The 15,768-nt window shown below is 35.1% G+C and carries 13 protein-coding genes; 12 read left to right on the forward strand and 1 reads right to left on the reverse strand.

What is annotated here, in order from left to right; translation table 11 throughout:
- Window positions 1–259: 259 nt before the first annotated feature.
- Window positions 260–670 (forward strand): RrF2 family transcriptional regulator, encoded by a 411-nt coding sequence (locus EOD40_RS14825; protein ID WP_128196845.1) that lies wholly within the window; start codon window positions 260–262, stop codon window positions 668–670.
- Between the two features lie 92 nt (window positions 671–762).
- Here the strand turns inward: EOD40_RS14825 and EOD40_RS14830 are convergent, their stop codons facing one another.
- The gene (locus tag EOD40_RS14830) at window positions 763–1,545 is read right to left on the reverse strand and encodes a sulfite exporter TauE/SafE family protein (RefSeq protein WP_128196847.1); all 783 of its coding nucleotides are present in this window, start codon (window positions 1,543–1,545) and stop codon (window positions 763–765) included.
- A 380-nt stretch (window positions 1,546–1,925) separates the two neighbouring features.
- Between EOD40_RS14830 and EOD40_RS14835 the strand changes: the two genes are divergently transcribed.
- The 11 genes from EOD40_RS14835 to metH all read left to right on the forward strand — a co-directional run bounded on the left by EOD40_RS14835 (window position 1,926) and on the right by metH (window position 15,709).
- Entirely contained in the window at window positions 1,926–2,828 is a 903-nt protein-coding gene (locus EOD40_RS14835) for a sulfite exporter TauE/SafE family protein (RefSeq protein ID WP_128196849.1), read from the forward strand.
- A 54-nt stretch (window positions 2,829–2,882) separates the two neighbouring features.
- Window positions 2,883–3,584: a phosphoadenylyl-sulfate reductase gene (locus EOD40_RS14840; RefSeq protein WP_128196851.1), complete on the forward strand. Its 702-nt coding sequence runs from the start codon at window positions 2,883–2,885 to the stop codon at window positions 3,582–3,584.
- Window positions 3,585–3,624: 40 nt separating this feature from the next.
- Complete coding sequence (gene cysD / locus EOD40_RS14845; RefSeq protein WP_128196852.1) at window positions 3,625–4,524, forward strand: sulfate adenylyltransferase subunit CysD; 900 nt, start codon at window positions 3,625–3,627, stop codon at window positions 4,522–4,524.
- A 93-nt stretch (window positions 4,525–4,617) separates the two neighbouring features.
- Window positions 4,618–5,862, forward strand: coding sequence for a sulfate adenylyltransferase subunit 1 (locus EOD40_RS14850; RefSeq protein WP_128196854.1), 1,245 nt, complete (start codon window positions 4,618–4,620; stop codon window positions 5,860–5,862).
- Window positions 5,863–5,943: 81 nt separating this feature from the next.
- Window positions 5,944–8,034, forward strand: coding sequence for a HEPN domain-containing protein (locus EOD40_RS14855; RefSeq protein WP_128196856.1), 2,091 nt, complete (start codon window positions 5,944–5,946; stop codon window positions 8,032–8,034).
- An 11-nt stretch (window positions 8,035–8,045) separates the two neighbouring features.
- Window positions 8,046–8,666: a precorrin-2 dehydrogenase/sirohydrochlorin ferrochelatase family protein gene (locus EOD40_RS14860; RefSeq protein WP_128196858.1), complete on the forward strand. Its 621-nt coding sequence runs from the start codon at window positions 8,046–8,048 to the stop codon at window positions 8,664–8,666.
- Between the two features lie 102 nt (window positions 8,667–8,768).
- On the forward strand, window positions 8,769–9,821 hold the full coding sequence (locus tag EOD40_RS14865) for an NAD(P)/FAD-dependent oxidoreductase (protein WP_128196859.1): 1,053 nt from the start codon (window positions 8,769–8,771) through the stop codon (window positions 9,819–9,821).
- Window positions 9,822–10,101: 280 nt separating this feature from the next.
- On the forward strand, window positions 10,102–11,103 hold the full coding sequence (locus EOD40_RS14870; RefSeq protein ID WP_128196861.1) for a homocysteine S-methyltransferase family protein: 1,002 nt from the start codon (window positions 10,102–10,104) through the stop codon (window positions 11,101–11,103).
- Window positions 11,103–11,831, forward strand: coding sequence for a hypothetical protein (locus EOD40_RS14875; RefSeq protein WP_128196862.1), 729 nt, complete (start codon window positions 11,103–11,105; stop codon window positions 11,829–11,831). Before EOD40_RS14870 ends, EOD40_RS14875 begins: the two co-directional genes overlap by 1 nt.
- Before the next feature lie 111 nt (window positions 11,832–11,942).
- Window positions 11,943–12,740: a hypothetical protein gene (locus tag EOD40_RS14880; RefSeq protein WP_128196864.1), complete on the forward strand. Its 798-nt coding sequence runs from the start codon at window positions 11,943–11,945 to the stop codon at window positions 12,738–12,740.
- 287 nt (window positions 12,741–13,027) lie between these two features.
- Window positions 13,028–15,709: a methionine synthase gene (gene metH, locus EOD40_RS14885; RefSeq protein WP_128196866.1), complete on the forward strand. Its 2,682-nt coding sequence runs from the start codon at window positions 13,028–13,030 to the stop codon at window positions 15,707–15,709.
- Window positions 15,710–15,768 lie beyond the last annotated feature (59 nt).

The following is a 15,768-nucleotide window of genomic DNA, read 5'->3' on the forward strand; positions in this document are numbered from 1 at the left end:
ATAAGTTCAAGGTAAATATATGTAAGATTATTTTTAGCTTCAAAATAAAAGTAAGAAAATAGTATGATTTTTTTGATTTTTATCAGTTGTGACTAAATATTGAATTTATTCTGGTTATTTCGGCTTAAGGGATTGATATTGTAGAAGAATATTTTTGATTAACAATTTTTGATTGTAGATTTGTTTTTGTTAATCAAGTTGTCAAGTTGAGAATAATTAATTTAGTTATACTTAATTCAATAATTTAAAATCATTAAAAGTGCTTTCAAAGAAAACAAAATACGGAATTAAAGCTTTGACTTTTTTGGCTCGCCAAGAAGATCAAACGCCAGTTGCTATTGCTGATATTGCTAAAAGCGAAAATATTTCGATTAAGTTTCTGGAAAGTATTTTGTTGTTGCTTCGCAATTCAGGGTTTTTAGGTGCCAAAAAAGGAAAAGGCGGCGGTTATTATCTGATTAAAGATCCTAAAGAGATTAGTATGGCTAAAGTGTATCGTATTCTCGAAGGACCAATTGCTTTGCTGCCTTGTGCGAGTCATAATTTTTATGAAAAATGCGATGATTGCGAAGACGAAGCAACTTGTGCTGCACGCCGTTTGATGACTGAGATTAGGGATAATACCTTGATGGTTTTGGAAAATAACTCTTTAGCTGATATTGCTTTCTAGTGCTTTGAAGAATTATTGAAATTAAAAAGCCCCTTTCGTTGTTAATCCAACGAAAGGGGCTTTTTAATATGTGAAATGTCTATTATGAAAATTTAGAAGACTAGTTTGTATCCAACAAAAAACAACATTACTGCAATGGCATTTCTAAGGAATAAATCAGGTACTTTTCCGCTCAACATACTTCCGATATAAATTCCAGGAAGAGATCCCATTAATAACTGGCCTAGTAAAACTAAATCTAGATTACCCATTGAAGCATGTCCTAATCCTGCTACAAGTGTCAATGGAACTGCATGAGCAATTTCGGTTCCTACCAGTCTTGGAGTTGGTAAAAGTGGATAAAGAAAGAATAATGTTACTGTTCCTAAGGCTCCGGCACCTATCGAAGTAAGTGTTACAGTAGCTCCCAGTAAAACTCCAATGGCTATGGTTAGCATATTTTGAGTTTTACTTTGGCTATGGAATTTATCTCCAGCATGTTTTTGAGAAAAGTCAAGTAATTTCTTTTTGAACAAAATGGCTACCGAAGTAAATAATAATGCCCAGCCTAAACTGTATTTGATTACGGCATTGATAGCTGTAACATCAGCTTTTAAGTTGTGTAATATCCATAAAGTTATCAAAGCTGCAGGAACGCTTCCCAGAGAAAGCCAGCCTGTTATAGTCCAATTGATGTTGCTTTTTTTATGATGTACAAGGATACCACCTGTTTTTGTGAAAGCAGCGTATAATAAATCGGTACCAACAGCTTTTGTTGGGGGGATACCAAAATATAATAAAATAGGTGTCATCAGCGAACCTCCACCTACACCAGTCATACCAACTATGAAACCTACAAATAAACCTGCGACTATAAGTCCAATTTCGAAATCCATAAAATATTTTTTTTGCGCAAAGGTATAATTATTTTATAATAATCCTATGGATGTAGTAGAATTTATTTTTGAATTCATTTTTTCTTTCTAATAAGGATTGATTTAGGGGGCTTTACAAAAAGGTAAAATGTTGGGTAAAATAACCCTTGGAGTTTTCGAAATCTGATTTTAAGTAGTTTTTTACTGATTTTTAGATGTTTAGTAGTTTGGTTTTCCTTTTTTTAGATATAAAAACAATGAAATAAGTTTTGAAATTTAGAAATAAGTATTACTTTTGCATAGTAATCTACTAAACCGATAGGGTAATGGATTTTGTTTTTTAAAAGGATGGTTCTTTTGTGAGATAGAGGGATTAATTTAAAAGCTAAAAAGAATAAAATATGAGTACAGTTTTAAAAGAAAATGGTGTGGCTGTAAAGTCGGAGTTTAGTTTTAAAGAGCGATTATGGGTTGTTATTCCGGTCGCTTTGCTGTTTATGCTTGTTTGTGTTTTGGTTTACAGACATCACGATGAGTTTTCTTGGGATGGATTTATTGGAGGTTTTGACCGGGAGTTTTTAGTCTTTTTTGCAATTGGTATCTTTGCACAATTAGTGGATGGAACTTTAGGAATGGGATATGGGGCAACATCCAGTTCTTTTCTATTAGCCTACGGAATTCCACCGGCAATAAGTAGTGCCGGAGTACACGTAGCTGAAATGTTTACAACAGGTGCATCGGCTATTTCGCATCATAGATTTGGAAATATTAATAAAAAATTATTGAAAAATCTTTTAATACCGGGAGTTATAGGTTCTGTTACTGGAGCTTATTTGTTGTCGGATGTGATTGATGGTGATGTGATTAAGCCTTTTATTTCGGTCTATATGATGGTTTTGGCATTTGTTATTATCGCAAAAGCATTAAGGAAGAATATAACAAAAAAGAAGACAAAAAAGTTGGGATTTTTAGCTACCTTTGGCGGCTTTATGGATTCTGTTGGCGGTGGCGGTTGGGGACCAATTGTAACGTCAACATTATTAGGCCGAGGAAGGAATCCCCGTTACACTATTGGGTCGGTAAATGCAGCTGAATTTGCAGTTTCGTTTGCCAGTGGAATCACCTTTATGATTTTTGGCGGAGTACAAGGCTGGCAGGTTATAATCGGGTTGATTTTAGGAGGTGTAATTGCTGCGCCAATTGCCGCTTATTTGGTTAATAAAATTAGAAGAAAACCAATGATGATTTTTGTTGGAATTCTAATCATAATATTGAGTTTGAAAACTTTGTGGAAGTTTTTGTAAAATGATAAAAGAAATACTTTCCTTTTTTGGGAAAGTTTAGTTAAAAATAGAATAATGAGTGAAGCAATAGTAAAAACTTTATTAGACAAAACAGCCGGGTTCTCGATTGAGGAAACTTTGTTTTTTTTGGCTGATGAATACAAAGATAAAGTAGTTTTTTCTACGTCATTTGGTCAGGAAGATCAGGTGATTACTGATTTAATTAATAAGAGCAATGCGGCTGTAACCATATTTACATTGGATACAGGGCGTTTGTTTCAGGAAACCTATGATGTTTTTCATAGAACACAAAAGAAATATAAAACAGCTATAAAAGTATATTTCCCTGAAGCAAAAGCTGTGGAGGAATTATTGGAGAAAAAAGGACCTAATAGTTTCTTTGAGTCGGTTGAAAACAGAAAAGAATGTTGTTTTATTCGTAAGGTAGTGCCTCTTAAAAAAGCATTGGCCGGGAATAAAATTTGGATAACAGGTTTGAGAGCTGAGCAATCAGAAAACAGAAGCGATTTGCATTTGTTTGAATATGATGCTAATTTTGACATCGTAAAATTCAATCCGTTGTTGAGATGGACATTGGAAGAAGTACAAAAATATATTGACGATCATAATGTGCCACAAAACAGTTTGCACAAAAAAGGATTCGTAAGTATTGGTTGTGCCCCTTGTACCAGAGCCATTGTAGAAGGAGAAGATATTAGAGCAGGAAGATGGTATTGGGAACAAAGCCATAAAGAATGTGGTTTACACGGGAAATAATTAAGAAAAAAAGTTAATTCAATAGATTTAAATAAAAAAAATGAGTTCAGTTTTAAAAACAAATGCTTTAGAGAGCGAAGCGATTTACATATTCAGAGAAGTTATTTCTCAATTTGATAAGCCTGTGTTGCTTTTTTCAGGTGGTAAAGATTCGATTACTTTGGTGAGATTAGCGCAGAAAGCGTTTTTCCCTGCTAAGATTCCTTTTCCATTGTTGCACGTAGATACAGGACATAACTTTCCTGAGACTATCGAATTTAGAGATAAATTAGTTGCTGAATTAGGTTTAGAGTTAATCGTTCGTAATGTACAGGATGCTATTGATGAAGGAAAAGTAGTTGAAGAAACAGGTAAGTATTCTAGTAGAAATAGTTTGCAAACTACTACGCTTTTAGATGCTATTGACGAATTCAAATTTGATGCTTGTATTGGTGGAGCGCGTAGAGATGAGGAAAAAGCAAGAGCTAAGGAACGTATTTTTTCAGTTCGTGATGATTTTGGTCAATGGGATGAGAAAAACCAACGTCCTGAGTTATTTGATTTATTGAATGGAAAAATTGAAAATGGGCAAAACGTACGTGTGTTCCCAATTTCAAACTGGACAGAATTAGATGTTTGGAGTTATATCGAACAAGAACAAATTGAAATTCCATCTATTTATTTCTCTCACAAACGTAAAGTTTTTGTTAGAGATGGTATGATTTGGTCACATTCTCCTTTTGTTTACCAAGATGAAGATGAAGAGGTTGAAGAAAGAATTGTTCGTTTTAGAACTGTTGGAGATATGAGTTGTACTGCAGCGGTAGAATCTTATGCAGGAACAATTGCTGAGGTAGTAGGCGAAATCAGAGCTTCTACTATTTCTGAGCGTGGTGCACGTATTGACGACAAACGTTCGGAAGCAGCAATGGAGAAAAGAAAACAACAAGGATACTTTTAATAGTTTATGGTTTTTCGTTTATAGTTTATGGAAGAGTTTCATTTGCTATAAACTACAAACAACAAACTACAAACAATAAACAGGAAATATAGAATGGAAGTTTTAAAAATAGCAACAGCAGGAAGTGTAGATGACGGAAAGAGTACATTAATTGGAAGATTATTGTATGATACACAATCATTGACTACAGATAAATTAGAAGCAATTGAAAAAAGTAGTAAACAAAAAGGATATGATTATTTAGATTTCTCTTTGGCTACTGACGGATTAGTTGCAGAGCGTGAGCAGGGAATCACCATTGATGTGGCTCATATTTATTTTTCTACTGCTAAGAAAAGTTATATTATTGCCGATACTCCGGGACACGTAGAGTATACTCGTAACATGGTTACAGGAGCATCCACTTCTCAGGTGTCTATCATCTTGATTGACGCTCGTAAAGGAGTAATTGAGCAAACATACCGTCACTTTTTTATCAATAATTTATTGAGAGTAAAAGATGTGATTGTAGCAATTAACAAAATGGACTTAGTTGATTATTCAGAAGAAGTTTTCAATAAAATCAAAGCTGATTTCCAGGCATTGAATGCTAAGAGTTCATATAAAGAACAAAACGTAAGTTATATTCCATTGAGTGCCTTAACAGGAGATAATGTTGTGGAATCATTAGGGAAAATGCCTTGGTATAGCGGGCAAACTATCTTACAGCATTTAGAAGCTTTAGAGTCAAAAGATATTTATGACACTGGAAAAGCGCGTTTCCCGGTTCAAACTGTAATTCGTCCAAAAACCGAAGAATACCATGACTTCAGAGGTTATGCAGGGAAATTATACGGGAACAATATTAAAGTAGGAGATGCTGTAACAGTTCTTCCTTCTTTGACTGAATCTGTAGTGACTAAGATTCACTTTTTTGATGAACAATTTGATGAAGCAGCAGCAGGTTCTTCAATTACAATTGAGTTAGAAAATGACATCAATGTAACCAGAGGAGATATGATTGTAAAATCGAATGAATTGCCTAAAGTTGAGAAAGATATCACTACTACAGTTTGTTGGATGGATAGTAAAAAATTAGTTGCCGGAACTAAATATTTAATCCAACACAATACTAACAGAGTGTTGGCAAAAGTGGATAGTGTTAAAAATGTTATTGCAACTGATTATTCAGGAACAACTCCGGCATCTCAATTAGCAATTAATGAAATAGGAGAAGTAACTATCAAATTGAGTAAGCCATTGTATTTTGATGCTTACAATGATAACAAATCAAACGGAGCGTTTATTTTAATTGATGCTTCAACAAATACAACGGCAGGAGTAGGGTTTATTAGATAGTTAAAAGTTAATAGTTTGTGGTTAATGGTTTGTAGTTAGAGCTAACAACAAACGATAAACAATAAACACAAAACAGAAGATATGCAAAGTTTTAGAACAGAAATAGAGGATCCGATTGTCCAAAAAGAGATTATCGATTTAGAAAAAAAGATACACGCATTCCGTGGTGGAAAAATTGACGATGAGCGTTTTCGTAGTCTTCGTTTAGCACGTGGTATTTACGGTCAACGTCAGGAAGGTGTTCAGATGATTCGTATCAAATTACCTTATGGTAAAGTGACCAGCGAGCAATTGAAAAGAATTACTGAAGTTTCAGATAAATATTCAACTGGACGTTTACATATTACAACACGTCAGGATATCCAAATTCACTATGTGAGTTTAGATAGAACCCCTGAACTTTGGGCTGATTTGGCTAAAGACGATATTACTTTAAGAGAAGCTTGTGGTAATACTGTGCGTAATATTACTGGAAGTGAATTAGCAGGTGTTGATGTTGATGAGCCATTTGATGTAACTCCTTATGCTCACGGATTGTTTCAATATCTTTTGCGTAACCCAATCTGTCAGGAAATGGGACGTAAATTCAAAATTTCATTCTCTTCATCAGAGAAAGATTCTGCTTTGAGTTATTTACACGATTTAGGATTTATTCCTAAAATTGTTGATGGACAAAAAGGTTTCAAAGTAATGTTAGGTGGTGGATTAGGTTCTCAGCCTTCTCACGCCGAATTGCTTTCAGAATTTATTCCGGTTAACCAAATTATTCCAACAGCCGAAGGAGTAATCAGAATTTTTGACCGTTACGGTGAAAGAGCTAAACGTTTAAAAGCGCGTTTGAAATTCTTAATTAAAGATTTAGGTCGTGATGAATTCTTGCGTTTAGTTGACGAAGAGAAAAAAGCATTGCCTTTCCATAGTTATGAAATTGATACTACTGATTTTGAAGGTGCAATTACTGAACCTTTATTAGAAGTGCCAACTGTTACTATCGAAGATGTTGCTGCTTATGAAGCCTGGAAAAAATCAAATGTTATTGCTCAAAAACAAGCAGGTTATGTAGCTATTGGAGTAAAAGTTCTTTTAGGAGATTTTTATACTGATAAAGCTAGGTTATTAGCTGATTTAATTAAAAATTACGGAGCTAATGAATTACGTTTTTCATTACGTCAAAACATTGTAATTCGTAACATTAAAGAAGAAAATTTACCATTCTTCTACCAGGAGTTATCTAAATTAGAAATGGTTAGTTTAGGTTACGATACTATTGGAGATATCACGGCTTGTCCTGGTACTGATACTTGTAACTTAGGTATCGCAAGTAGTACAGGTATTGCTGACGAACTTGAAAGAGTATTAAAAGCAGAATACCCACAATTTGCCGACAATAAAGAAATTGCAATCAAAATTAGTGGTTGTATGAATGCTTGTGGACAACACAATATGGCAGAAATTGGTTTCCAGGGAATGTCAATCAATTCAGGAAAATTAGTAGCTCCTGCATTACAAGTATTGTTAGGTGGTGGAATTTTAGGAAACGGAAATGGTCGTTTTGCCGATAAAGTTATCAAAATCCCTAGCCGTCGTGGACCTGAAGCTTTGCGTTTAATCTTAAATGATTTTGAAGCAAATGCTAACGGAGCTAAATTCTTGGATTACTATGATGCTAACGGAGAGAAATATTTCTACGAATTCTTAAAACCATTAGCTGATGTTACTAATCTTACTGAAGCTGATTTTGTAGACTGGGGTAACGCTGACAACTATGTGAAAGCAGTAGGTGTTGGAGAATGTGCTGGTGTGGTAATTGACTTAGTAGCTACTTTGTTATTCGAAGCTAAAGACAAAATAACTTCTGCTCAGGAATTATTGGAAGAGCAAAAATGGTCAGATGCTATTTACTTAGCTTACGCAGGATTTGTTAATGGTGCTAAAGCATTGTTATTGGCTGAGAAAGAAAAAACAAATACACACGCAGGAATCATCGATTCTTTCGATACTGTTTTTGTTGAAGGAAACAAAATTGAATTAGGAACTACTTTTAGAGAGTTAGTATACCAAATCAATAAAAATGAGCCTTCTGAAGCTTTTGCAAAACAATACATTCAGGAAGCTGTTTCGTTTTTTGCCAAATTAGAAGCATACAGAGAGCAAGATTTAGCTAAAGCATAATTCAAAAAAAGATGAGTGAAATTAAAGATACAGCTGGCAACGATTCAAATAGCGAAGAGCGTAACGAATTGTATCCAATATTTTTAAAACTGCATAACCTTAGCGTGCTTATTGTAGGTGGAGGAAATGTGGGATTGGAAAAGCTATCTTTTTTGCTCAAATCGAGCCCTAATGCAAAAGTTGAGGTTGTTGCGCCGCGTTTTAATGATGAATTAGTCGCCTTGGCAGAAAAACATTCTTCTGTGAAATTGACTAATAAGAAATTCAGAAAAAAAATGCTGAAAAAGCGCAATATGGTAATCGCCTGTACAGATGATTTTAAGGTAAATAAGCGCGTATACGAATTGTCCCGAAAGAGATATTTGATATGCAATATTGCCGACACACCTGATTTATGCGATTACTATTTAGGTGGAATTGTGACCAAAGGAAATGTCAAAATTGCTATTTCGACCAATGGAAAATCACCTACAACAGCTAAGCGATTGAGAGAGTTTTTTGAGGAAGTAATACCGGAAGATATCAATCAGATGGTGCAGAACTTAAACGATTATCGCGATACTTTAAAAGGGGATTTTGAAGATAAAGTTAAAAAGATGAATGAGATCACTCAATCATTAAAAAATAAATAGAAAAATGTAATTCGTAAAAAAACGAATGATTTAAATCATATTTTACTTTTGATTTTTTTCGTTTCTTTGCAATTATTAAGAATGATTATAAATAAATAAAAAATGATAGAAACAGATATCCTTATAATAGGAGCCGGTCCAACTGGTTTATTTGCCGTTTTTGAAGCAGGTTTATTGAAATTAAAATGTCACATCTTAGATGCTTTGCCTCAGCCGGGTGGACAATTAGCCGAATTGTATCCAAAGAAACCTATCTATGATATTCCAGGGTTTCCAGAAGTATTGGCAGGGGATTTAGTAGATAACCTGATGGAGCAAATTAAACAATTCGAGCCAGGATTTACACTTGGTGAGCGTGCTGAAACTATCGTTAAGCAAGAAGATGGAACTTTTATTGTTACTTCTAACGAAGGAACTGAATTTCATGCTAAAGTAATTGCTATTGCTGGTGGATTAGGAAGTTTCGAACCTAGAAAACCTTTAATCGAGGATATCGAGTTTTACGAAAATAAAGGAGTAAAATATTTCATTAAAAACCCGGAAGAATTTAGAGACAAGCGTGTAGTTATTGCAGGTGGAGGAGATTCAGCTTTAGACTGGAGTATTTTCTTGTCTAATGTTGCTTCTGAAGTGACTTTGGTACACCGTCGTAATGAATTCCGTGGAGCTTTGGATTCTGTAGAAAAAGTACAGGAATTAAAAGATGCCGGAAAAATCCACATGATTACTCCTGCTGAGGTAGTTGGAATCAATGGAGCTGAGCACGTAGAATCTATTGATTTAGATGAAAACGGAGCGCACCGTAATATTCCTTGTGATTATTTCATTCCACTTTTTGGTTTGACACCAAAATTAGGACCTATCGGAAACTGGGGATTAGAAATCGAGAAAAACGCTATCAAAGTAAATAATGCTTTGGATTACCAAACTAACATTCCTGGAATCTTTGCTATTGGAGATATCAATACTTATCCAGGAAAATTAAAGTTGATTCTTTGTGGTTTCCACGAAGCGACTTTGATGTGTCAGGCGGCTTACCAAATCATCAATCCAGGAAAACGTTATGTGTTGAAATACACAACTGTATCAGGTGTTGACGGATTTGACGGAACTCGTAAAGAAGCACCAAAAGCAGTCGTAAAAGCGATAAACTAAAACACTCAGTTGTTTACAATTATAAATAGCCTTATCACTTGCAAGTGGTAAGGCTATTGCTTTACTTTGCATTTCCTAAAATATAAAATATCAGGAGCACAGCATTAGGTGTTTTTAAAGGAATTAGTTCCCGCCATTCGCTGTATCTTGTGGGGCATAAACGCCCGCCCCACAAGGATGTCGCTACTGTCGGGGCTAGAGAGTTACAGTAGTGATTTTAAGGAAACAAATAAAAAACAAAAGCTAGTGCCTTAGTGCCTTAGCGGCAAAAAAATAAGTTATGCCAAGCATTCAAGAAGAAATCAAAAAAAGAATACTCGTTCTCGATGGAGCCATGGGAACCATGTTGCAACGTTATAATTTTTCGGAAGAAGATTTTAGAGGCGAACGCTTCAAGGATTTTCCTCATTCTCTAAAAGGAAATAACGATTTGTTGTCACTGACCCAACCTAAAGCCATTGCCGAAGTGCATGCCGCTTATTTTGAGGCAGGAGCTGATATTGTGGAAACCAATACGTTCTCAGGAACAACCATCGGTATGGCCGATTATCACATGGAGGATTTGGTTTATGAATTGAACTACGAATCGGCAAAAATTGCCCGTCAGGTAGCCGATGAATTCACAGCCAAAAATCCAGAGAAACCGCGTTTTGTTGCGGGGTCTATCGGGCCAACAAACAGAACAGCAAGTATGTCTCCTGATGTGAATGATCCGGGATACAGAGCCGTAACTTTTGATGATTTGCGCATTGCTTACAAACAACAGGTAGAAGCTTTAATGGATGGTGGTTGTGATTTACTTTTAGTGGAAACTATTTTTGATACGCTAAATGCTAAAGCAGCACTTTTTGCTATTGAGGAAGTAAAAGACGAACGCAATATTGATATTCCAATCATGGTTTCAGGAACAATTACTGATGCTTCTGGAAGAACCCTTTCGGGACAAACGGTGGAAGCGTTCTTGATTTCGGTATCGCATATCCCGTTGTTGAGTGTAGGATTCAATTGTGCTTTAGGAGCCGATTTATTGAAACCGTATTTACAGACTTTGTCTCATAATACTTCTTTCAATATTTCAGCGCATCCTAATGCCGGATTGCCAAATGCCTTTGGAGAATATGATGAAACACCAGAGCAAATGCAGGCTTTTATTATAGAATATTTAGACGACAATTTAGTAAACATTATTGGTGGTTGTTGCGGAACAACCCCGGATCATATCCGTATGATTGCAGAAGCAGCGGCAAAATATAAGCCGAGAGTTTCAACGGCTAGTTTGTAATGACAAGGACAAAAAATAATACTCATAGAGAATTAAAGAAAAGGTGGGTCGATGTAAAGAAAGACTTATCTGAAGGTTCTGTTTTAGGTATAGAAGAGGTTTACAGTATTTATTTTGAAAGAATTGAAAATAGATATTTCAAACCGATCGAATTATTGAAAAGCCACGATGACAGTATTGATGGATATGGGTTTTCTATGGTTGCAATTTTGTGTTCTTTAATAGAATTTTTACAATCTACAATTGATGGAAAATTCCATCGAATATCGTATGAAGAGGAATTTAAAGTAAAATACCCAATACTTGATAGTGAGGGTTGTATACATTACTATGGAGGAGCAGGTCGTAATGAGTTTATTGATTTTTTAAAGGAGTTAAATACTAGTTTTAAAGATAATCCTACTTATTCGGAAGATTATGATACAGTTGCTAGAGAGTTTTATAGTTGTGTGAGATGTGCACTTTTACACGATGCCTGTACAAGTGGTTATTGGATTATAAGAGAGCAGAGTGACAAAGACTTGATTTTTGATATTTCAAATCCCGAAGAAAAGATTTTATATCGAAATAATTTTTATAAGAAGATTTATGAAAAAGTAAAAAACGATATGAGTGCAAATTTTATAAATAACATTGAATTTAGGAAAAATCTCTTAAAGAAAATGGATATTATTTTTGAAACTGCAAATTATAGTAAGAAAGAAGATATTCCTTTTTGGTGGAATTAATTTTTTTAATAAGGTTGTGATTTTGATTGTATTTACGAGCAAGATTCTCGCACAATCTTAGGGAGTTTAGACCTTTTGATTTATTATTTATTAAGCTTTTAAAATATGTTAATGAAATTAAAATTTTTGTATTTCTCACTAATTAGTTTGTTGTTTTGTTCAATGATACTAAGTTGTAATAATAAAGTTGAAGAGAAGTCAAAGAAAGATGAATTTCACCCCACGCTTTTTTTGACACTTTCGCCTTATATGTCAGATAATCAATTTTATAATGAATCTGAAAAATTAAATCAAAACAATAAATTAGAAAAAGGAAAGTTTGTCCTAAGATTAAATAATAAAAATTATTTTTTTAATGTTGATAAATACAAACATTCAATATCTCTTTCGTATTCTAAAAATGAAGAGGTGTTATTTAGTTCTCTTAGTTATGAACGGTCAGATGTTCTTAATAACAAATATGAACAAATATTAAACGATATTAAACCTGTTTATGACAAAAAGTATATCAAAAATGACAAACAGATTCCATTAGGTGGTTTTTATCCATTAGGGAATTTAAAATATACACTATACAAAGACGAAGATAAATACATTCTTTTCGGTTATAAACTTATAGTTAATAGAATTGGAAATGAAACCGAAAGACAAAAAGAATTGGATGAATTAAATAGAAAAATGGGTAGAAAGGGTAAATCGGATAACTCAATGTTTACTCGTCTTTCATCTGATCCAAAAATTACTTTTGGTATAAAAATAAAAATCGATTATTTTGAAAAAGATTATATAGATTCTTTATTAGTTAAAATTGATGAAGATATCAAGGATTCTAAATTAAAAGAACAAAATATTAAACAATTAAAAGAGAAAGAGAATCTGAAAAGGAACGAAAATATAAATAATATCTAGAATATATAGTTCAGGACGGGTTTTCAACAGATAGCGCGGATTTGCAATCCGTGCCCGCAAAGAGAATAAAAATATAATAGTCTAGTTTTGTCATTCCGAGGTACGAGGAATCACATAACGGATATAACATGATGAGATTCCTCCTTCGTTGGAATGACAAACTAGGTGAAGAGGTAGAGTTCCGTAGGAACGACTCATTTTGTAGCAACGGAATTTATTCCGTTGGAGGAAAACGAAATATTTGTAGCAACGGATTTCAATCCGTTGAAAAAAAATAAAATAATAAAATGGCAGCAGTAGAACCAAGAAGAAATTTAGTTTTATCGGGATTAGAACCTTTGATTATTACGCCCGAAAGCGTTTTTGTAAACATTGGAGAGCGTACTAATGTTACGGGATCTAGAAAATTTCTTCGATTAATCAAAGAGGAGAAATACGATGAAGCGTTGAGTATTGCTAAAGAGCAGGTAGAAGGAGGAGCGCAAATCATCGATATTAATATGGATGAGGGAATGCTGGATGGCGAATATGCGATGGTGAAATTCCTGAACCTGATTGCTGCCGAACCGGATATTGCCCGTGTGCCAATCATGATTGACAGTTCGAAATGGCATATTATCGAAGCGGGATTGAAAGTAGCACAAGGAAAATGTGTGGTAAACTCGATTTCGTTAAAAGAAGGCGAAGAGCAGTTTATCCATCACGCTAAATTAATCAAACGTTACGGAGCTGCTGCAATTATCATGGCTTTTGACGAAGTAGGTCAGGCAGATAATTACGATCGTAGAGTAGAAATTTGCCAGCGTTCGTATGATATTTTGGTGAATAAAGTAGGTTTCCCACCTCAGGATATTATTTTCGATTTGAATATATTTCCAGTGGCAACCGGTATGGAAGAACACCGCCTGAATGCTTTAGATTTCTTTAGAGGGACTAAATGGGTGAGAGAAAATTTACCGCACGCCCACATTAGTGGTGGGGTGAGTAACGTTTCGTTTTCTTTCCGTGGAAATGATACAGTAAGAGAGGCGATGCACTCGGTTTTCTTGTATCATGCTATTAAAGCTGGAATGACAATGGGGATTGTAAATCCAGAGATGTTGACAATTTATGACGATATTCCGAAGGATTTATTAGAGCATGTAGAAGATGTAATCTTAGACAGACGTGATGATGCTACTGAGCGTTTGTTGGATTTTGCCGAGAATGTAAAAGGCGGGCCAAAAACCAATGAAAAAGAAGTACAGGAATGGCGTTTTGGAACCGTACAAGAAAGAATCACGCATTCATTAGTAAAAGGAGTAGATGCTTTTATTGAAGAAGATGTGGAAGAAGCCAGATTAGCTGCTGCCAAACCAATTGAGGTTATCGAAATCAACTTGATGACTGGAATGAATGTCGTTGGGGATTTGTTTGGTTCAGGTAAAATGTTTTTGCCGCAGGTGGTAAAATCAGCACGTGTAATGAAAAAAGCCGTGGCTTATTTGTTGCCATTTATTGAAGCGGCTAAACAGGTAGGAGACAAAGAAGGAAACGGGAAAATATTGATGGCAACCGTAAAAGGTGATGTGCATGATATTGGAAAAAATATTGTTTCGGTGGTGTTGGCTTGTAATAATTATGAAATCATTGACCTTGGGGTGATGGTTCCTCCAGAGAAAATTATTGCGGCAGCATTGGAACACGAGGTAGATATTATTGGTTTGAGTGGTTTGATTACGCCTTCGCTGGACGAAATGGTGTTTTTGGCCAAAGAATTGGATAGAAGAAATCTGAAAATTCCTGTAATGATTGGTGGAGCAACCACTTCGCGTGCGCACACTGCCGTGAAAATTGCACCACAATATCGCGCTACTGCTATACATGTTAATGATGCTTCGAGAGCAGTAACTGTAGCTGGAAATTTATTAGATCAGAACAAGGAAGCCTATATGGCTGGAATTCGTGAAGAATACGATGCTTTTAGAGAATCGTTTTTGAATCGTTCGAGAGATAAAAATTTCTTAACGATTGAAGATGCCCGTAAGAATAAATTGCAGTTGGATTGGGCAAACTATACGCCAAAGAAACCTAATTTCATCGGAACAAAAAGTTTCGAAGTAGATTTGGATGTTTTGGTACCGTATATCGACTGGACACCGTTTTTTAGAACCTGGGAATTGTTTGGAAAATATCCGGCAATTTTGACCGATGAAGTGGTGGGCGAACAAGCGACTTCGGTTTTTGCGGATGCAAAAGAAATGTTGGAAGTGATTTTGAAAGAAAAGAAATTCACTGCTAAAGGAATCTACGGAATCTTTCCTGCGAACCAAGTGAACGATGATGATATTCAGTTGTATGATGAGAACGGAAAAGAATTAGAGAAATTCTTGACTTTGCGTCAGCAGGCACAAAAGACTAAAGGAGCACCAAATATTGCATTGGCTGATTTTATTGCGCCAAAAGACAATGGAGTAACTGATTATATGGGAGCTTTTTGTGTGACAACAGGTTTTGGAGTAGATGAATGGGCAGATGAATACAGAGATAATTTAGATGATTATAACTCGATTATGGTTAAGGCTTTAGGAGATCGTTTGGCTGAGGCTTTTGCTGAATATTTACACGAGCAAATCCGTAAAGAAATTTGGGGTTATGCTCCGGATGAAGCTTTAACAACTGAAGCGATGATTGAAGAGGTGTATGCCGGGATTCGTCCTGCGCCAGGATATCCAGCTTGTCCTGACCATTTAGAAAAACCAACCATTTGGAAATTGTTAAAAGTAGAAGAAGAAATTGGAGTAACTTTGACCGAAAGTATGGCAATGTGGCCGGCAGCGGCAGTATCGGGTTATTATTTTGCCAATCCTGAAAGTAGGTATTTCGGACTTGGAAAAATAAAAGAAGACCAGGTAATTGATTACGCTAAACGAAGAAGTATTTCAACAGACAAAGCCATGAGATGGTTGAGTCCTAATATAGCAGATTAAAAAAAAATAGTTTATGGTTGTTGGTTTAGCGTTTATGGTTTTGGAACCAAACGAATAAC

Origin of the sequence: Flavobacterium sufflavum, assembly GCF_004016525.1 — a bacterium.
GTDB classification, from domain to species: domain Bacteria; phylum Bacteroidota; class Bacteroidia; order Flavobacteriales; family Flavobacteriaceae; genus Flavobacterium; species Flavobacterium sufflavum.

Coding starts and splice junctions, on each gene's coding strand:
- EOD40_RS14835 (WP_128196849.1), top strand. CDS start 1,926: ATGAGTACAGTTTTAAAAGAAAATGGTGTGGCTGTAAAGTCGGAGTTT.
- EOD40_RS14840 (WP_128196851.1), top strand. CDS start 2,883: ATGAGTGAAGCAATAGTAAAAACTTTATTAGACAAAACAGCCGGGTTC.
- EOD40_RS14850 (WP_128196854.1), top strand. CDS start 4,618: ATGGAAGTTTTAAAAATAGCAACAGCAGGAAGTGTAGATGACGGAAAG.
- EOD40_RS14870 (WP_128196861.1), top strand. CDS start 10,102: ATGCCAAGCATTCAAGAAGAAATCAAAAAAAGAATACTCGTTCTCGAT.
- EOD40_RS14855 (WP_128196856.1), top strand. CDS start 5,944: ATGCAAAGTTTTAGAACAGAAATAGAGGATCCGATTGTCCAAAAAGAG.
- EOD40_RS14865 (WP_128196859.1), top strand. CDS start 8,769: ATGATAGAAACAGATATCCTTATAATAGGAGCCGGTCCAACTGGTTTA.
- EOD40_RS14830 (WP_128196847.1), bottom strand. CDS start 1,545: ATGGATTTCGAAATTGGACTTATAGTCGCAGGTTTATTTGTAGGTTTC.
- EOD40_RS14880 (WP_128196864.1), top strand. CDS start 11,943: ATGAAATTAAAATTTTTGTATTTCTCACTAATTAGTTTGTTGTTTTGT.
- EOD40_RS14860 (WP_128196858.1), top strand. CDS start 8,046: ATGAGTGAAATTAAAGATACAGCTGGCAACGATTCAAATAGCGAAGAG.
- cysD (WP_128196852.1), top strand. CDS start 3,625: ATGAGTTCAGTTTTAAAAACAAATGCTTTAGAGAGCGAAGCGATTTAC.
- EOD40_RS14875 (WP_128196862.1), top strand. CDS start 11,103: ATGACAAGGACAAAAAATAATACTCATAGAGAATTAAAGAAAAGGTGG.
- metH (WP_128196866.1), top strand. CDS start 13,028: ATGGCAGCAGTAGAACCAAGAAGAAATTTAGTTTTATCGGGATTAGAA.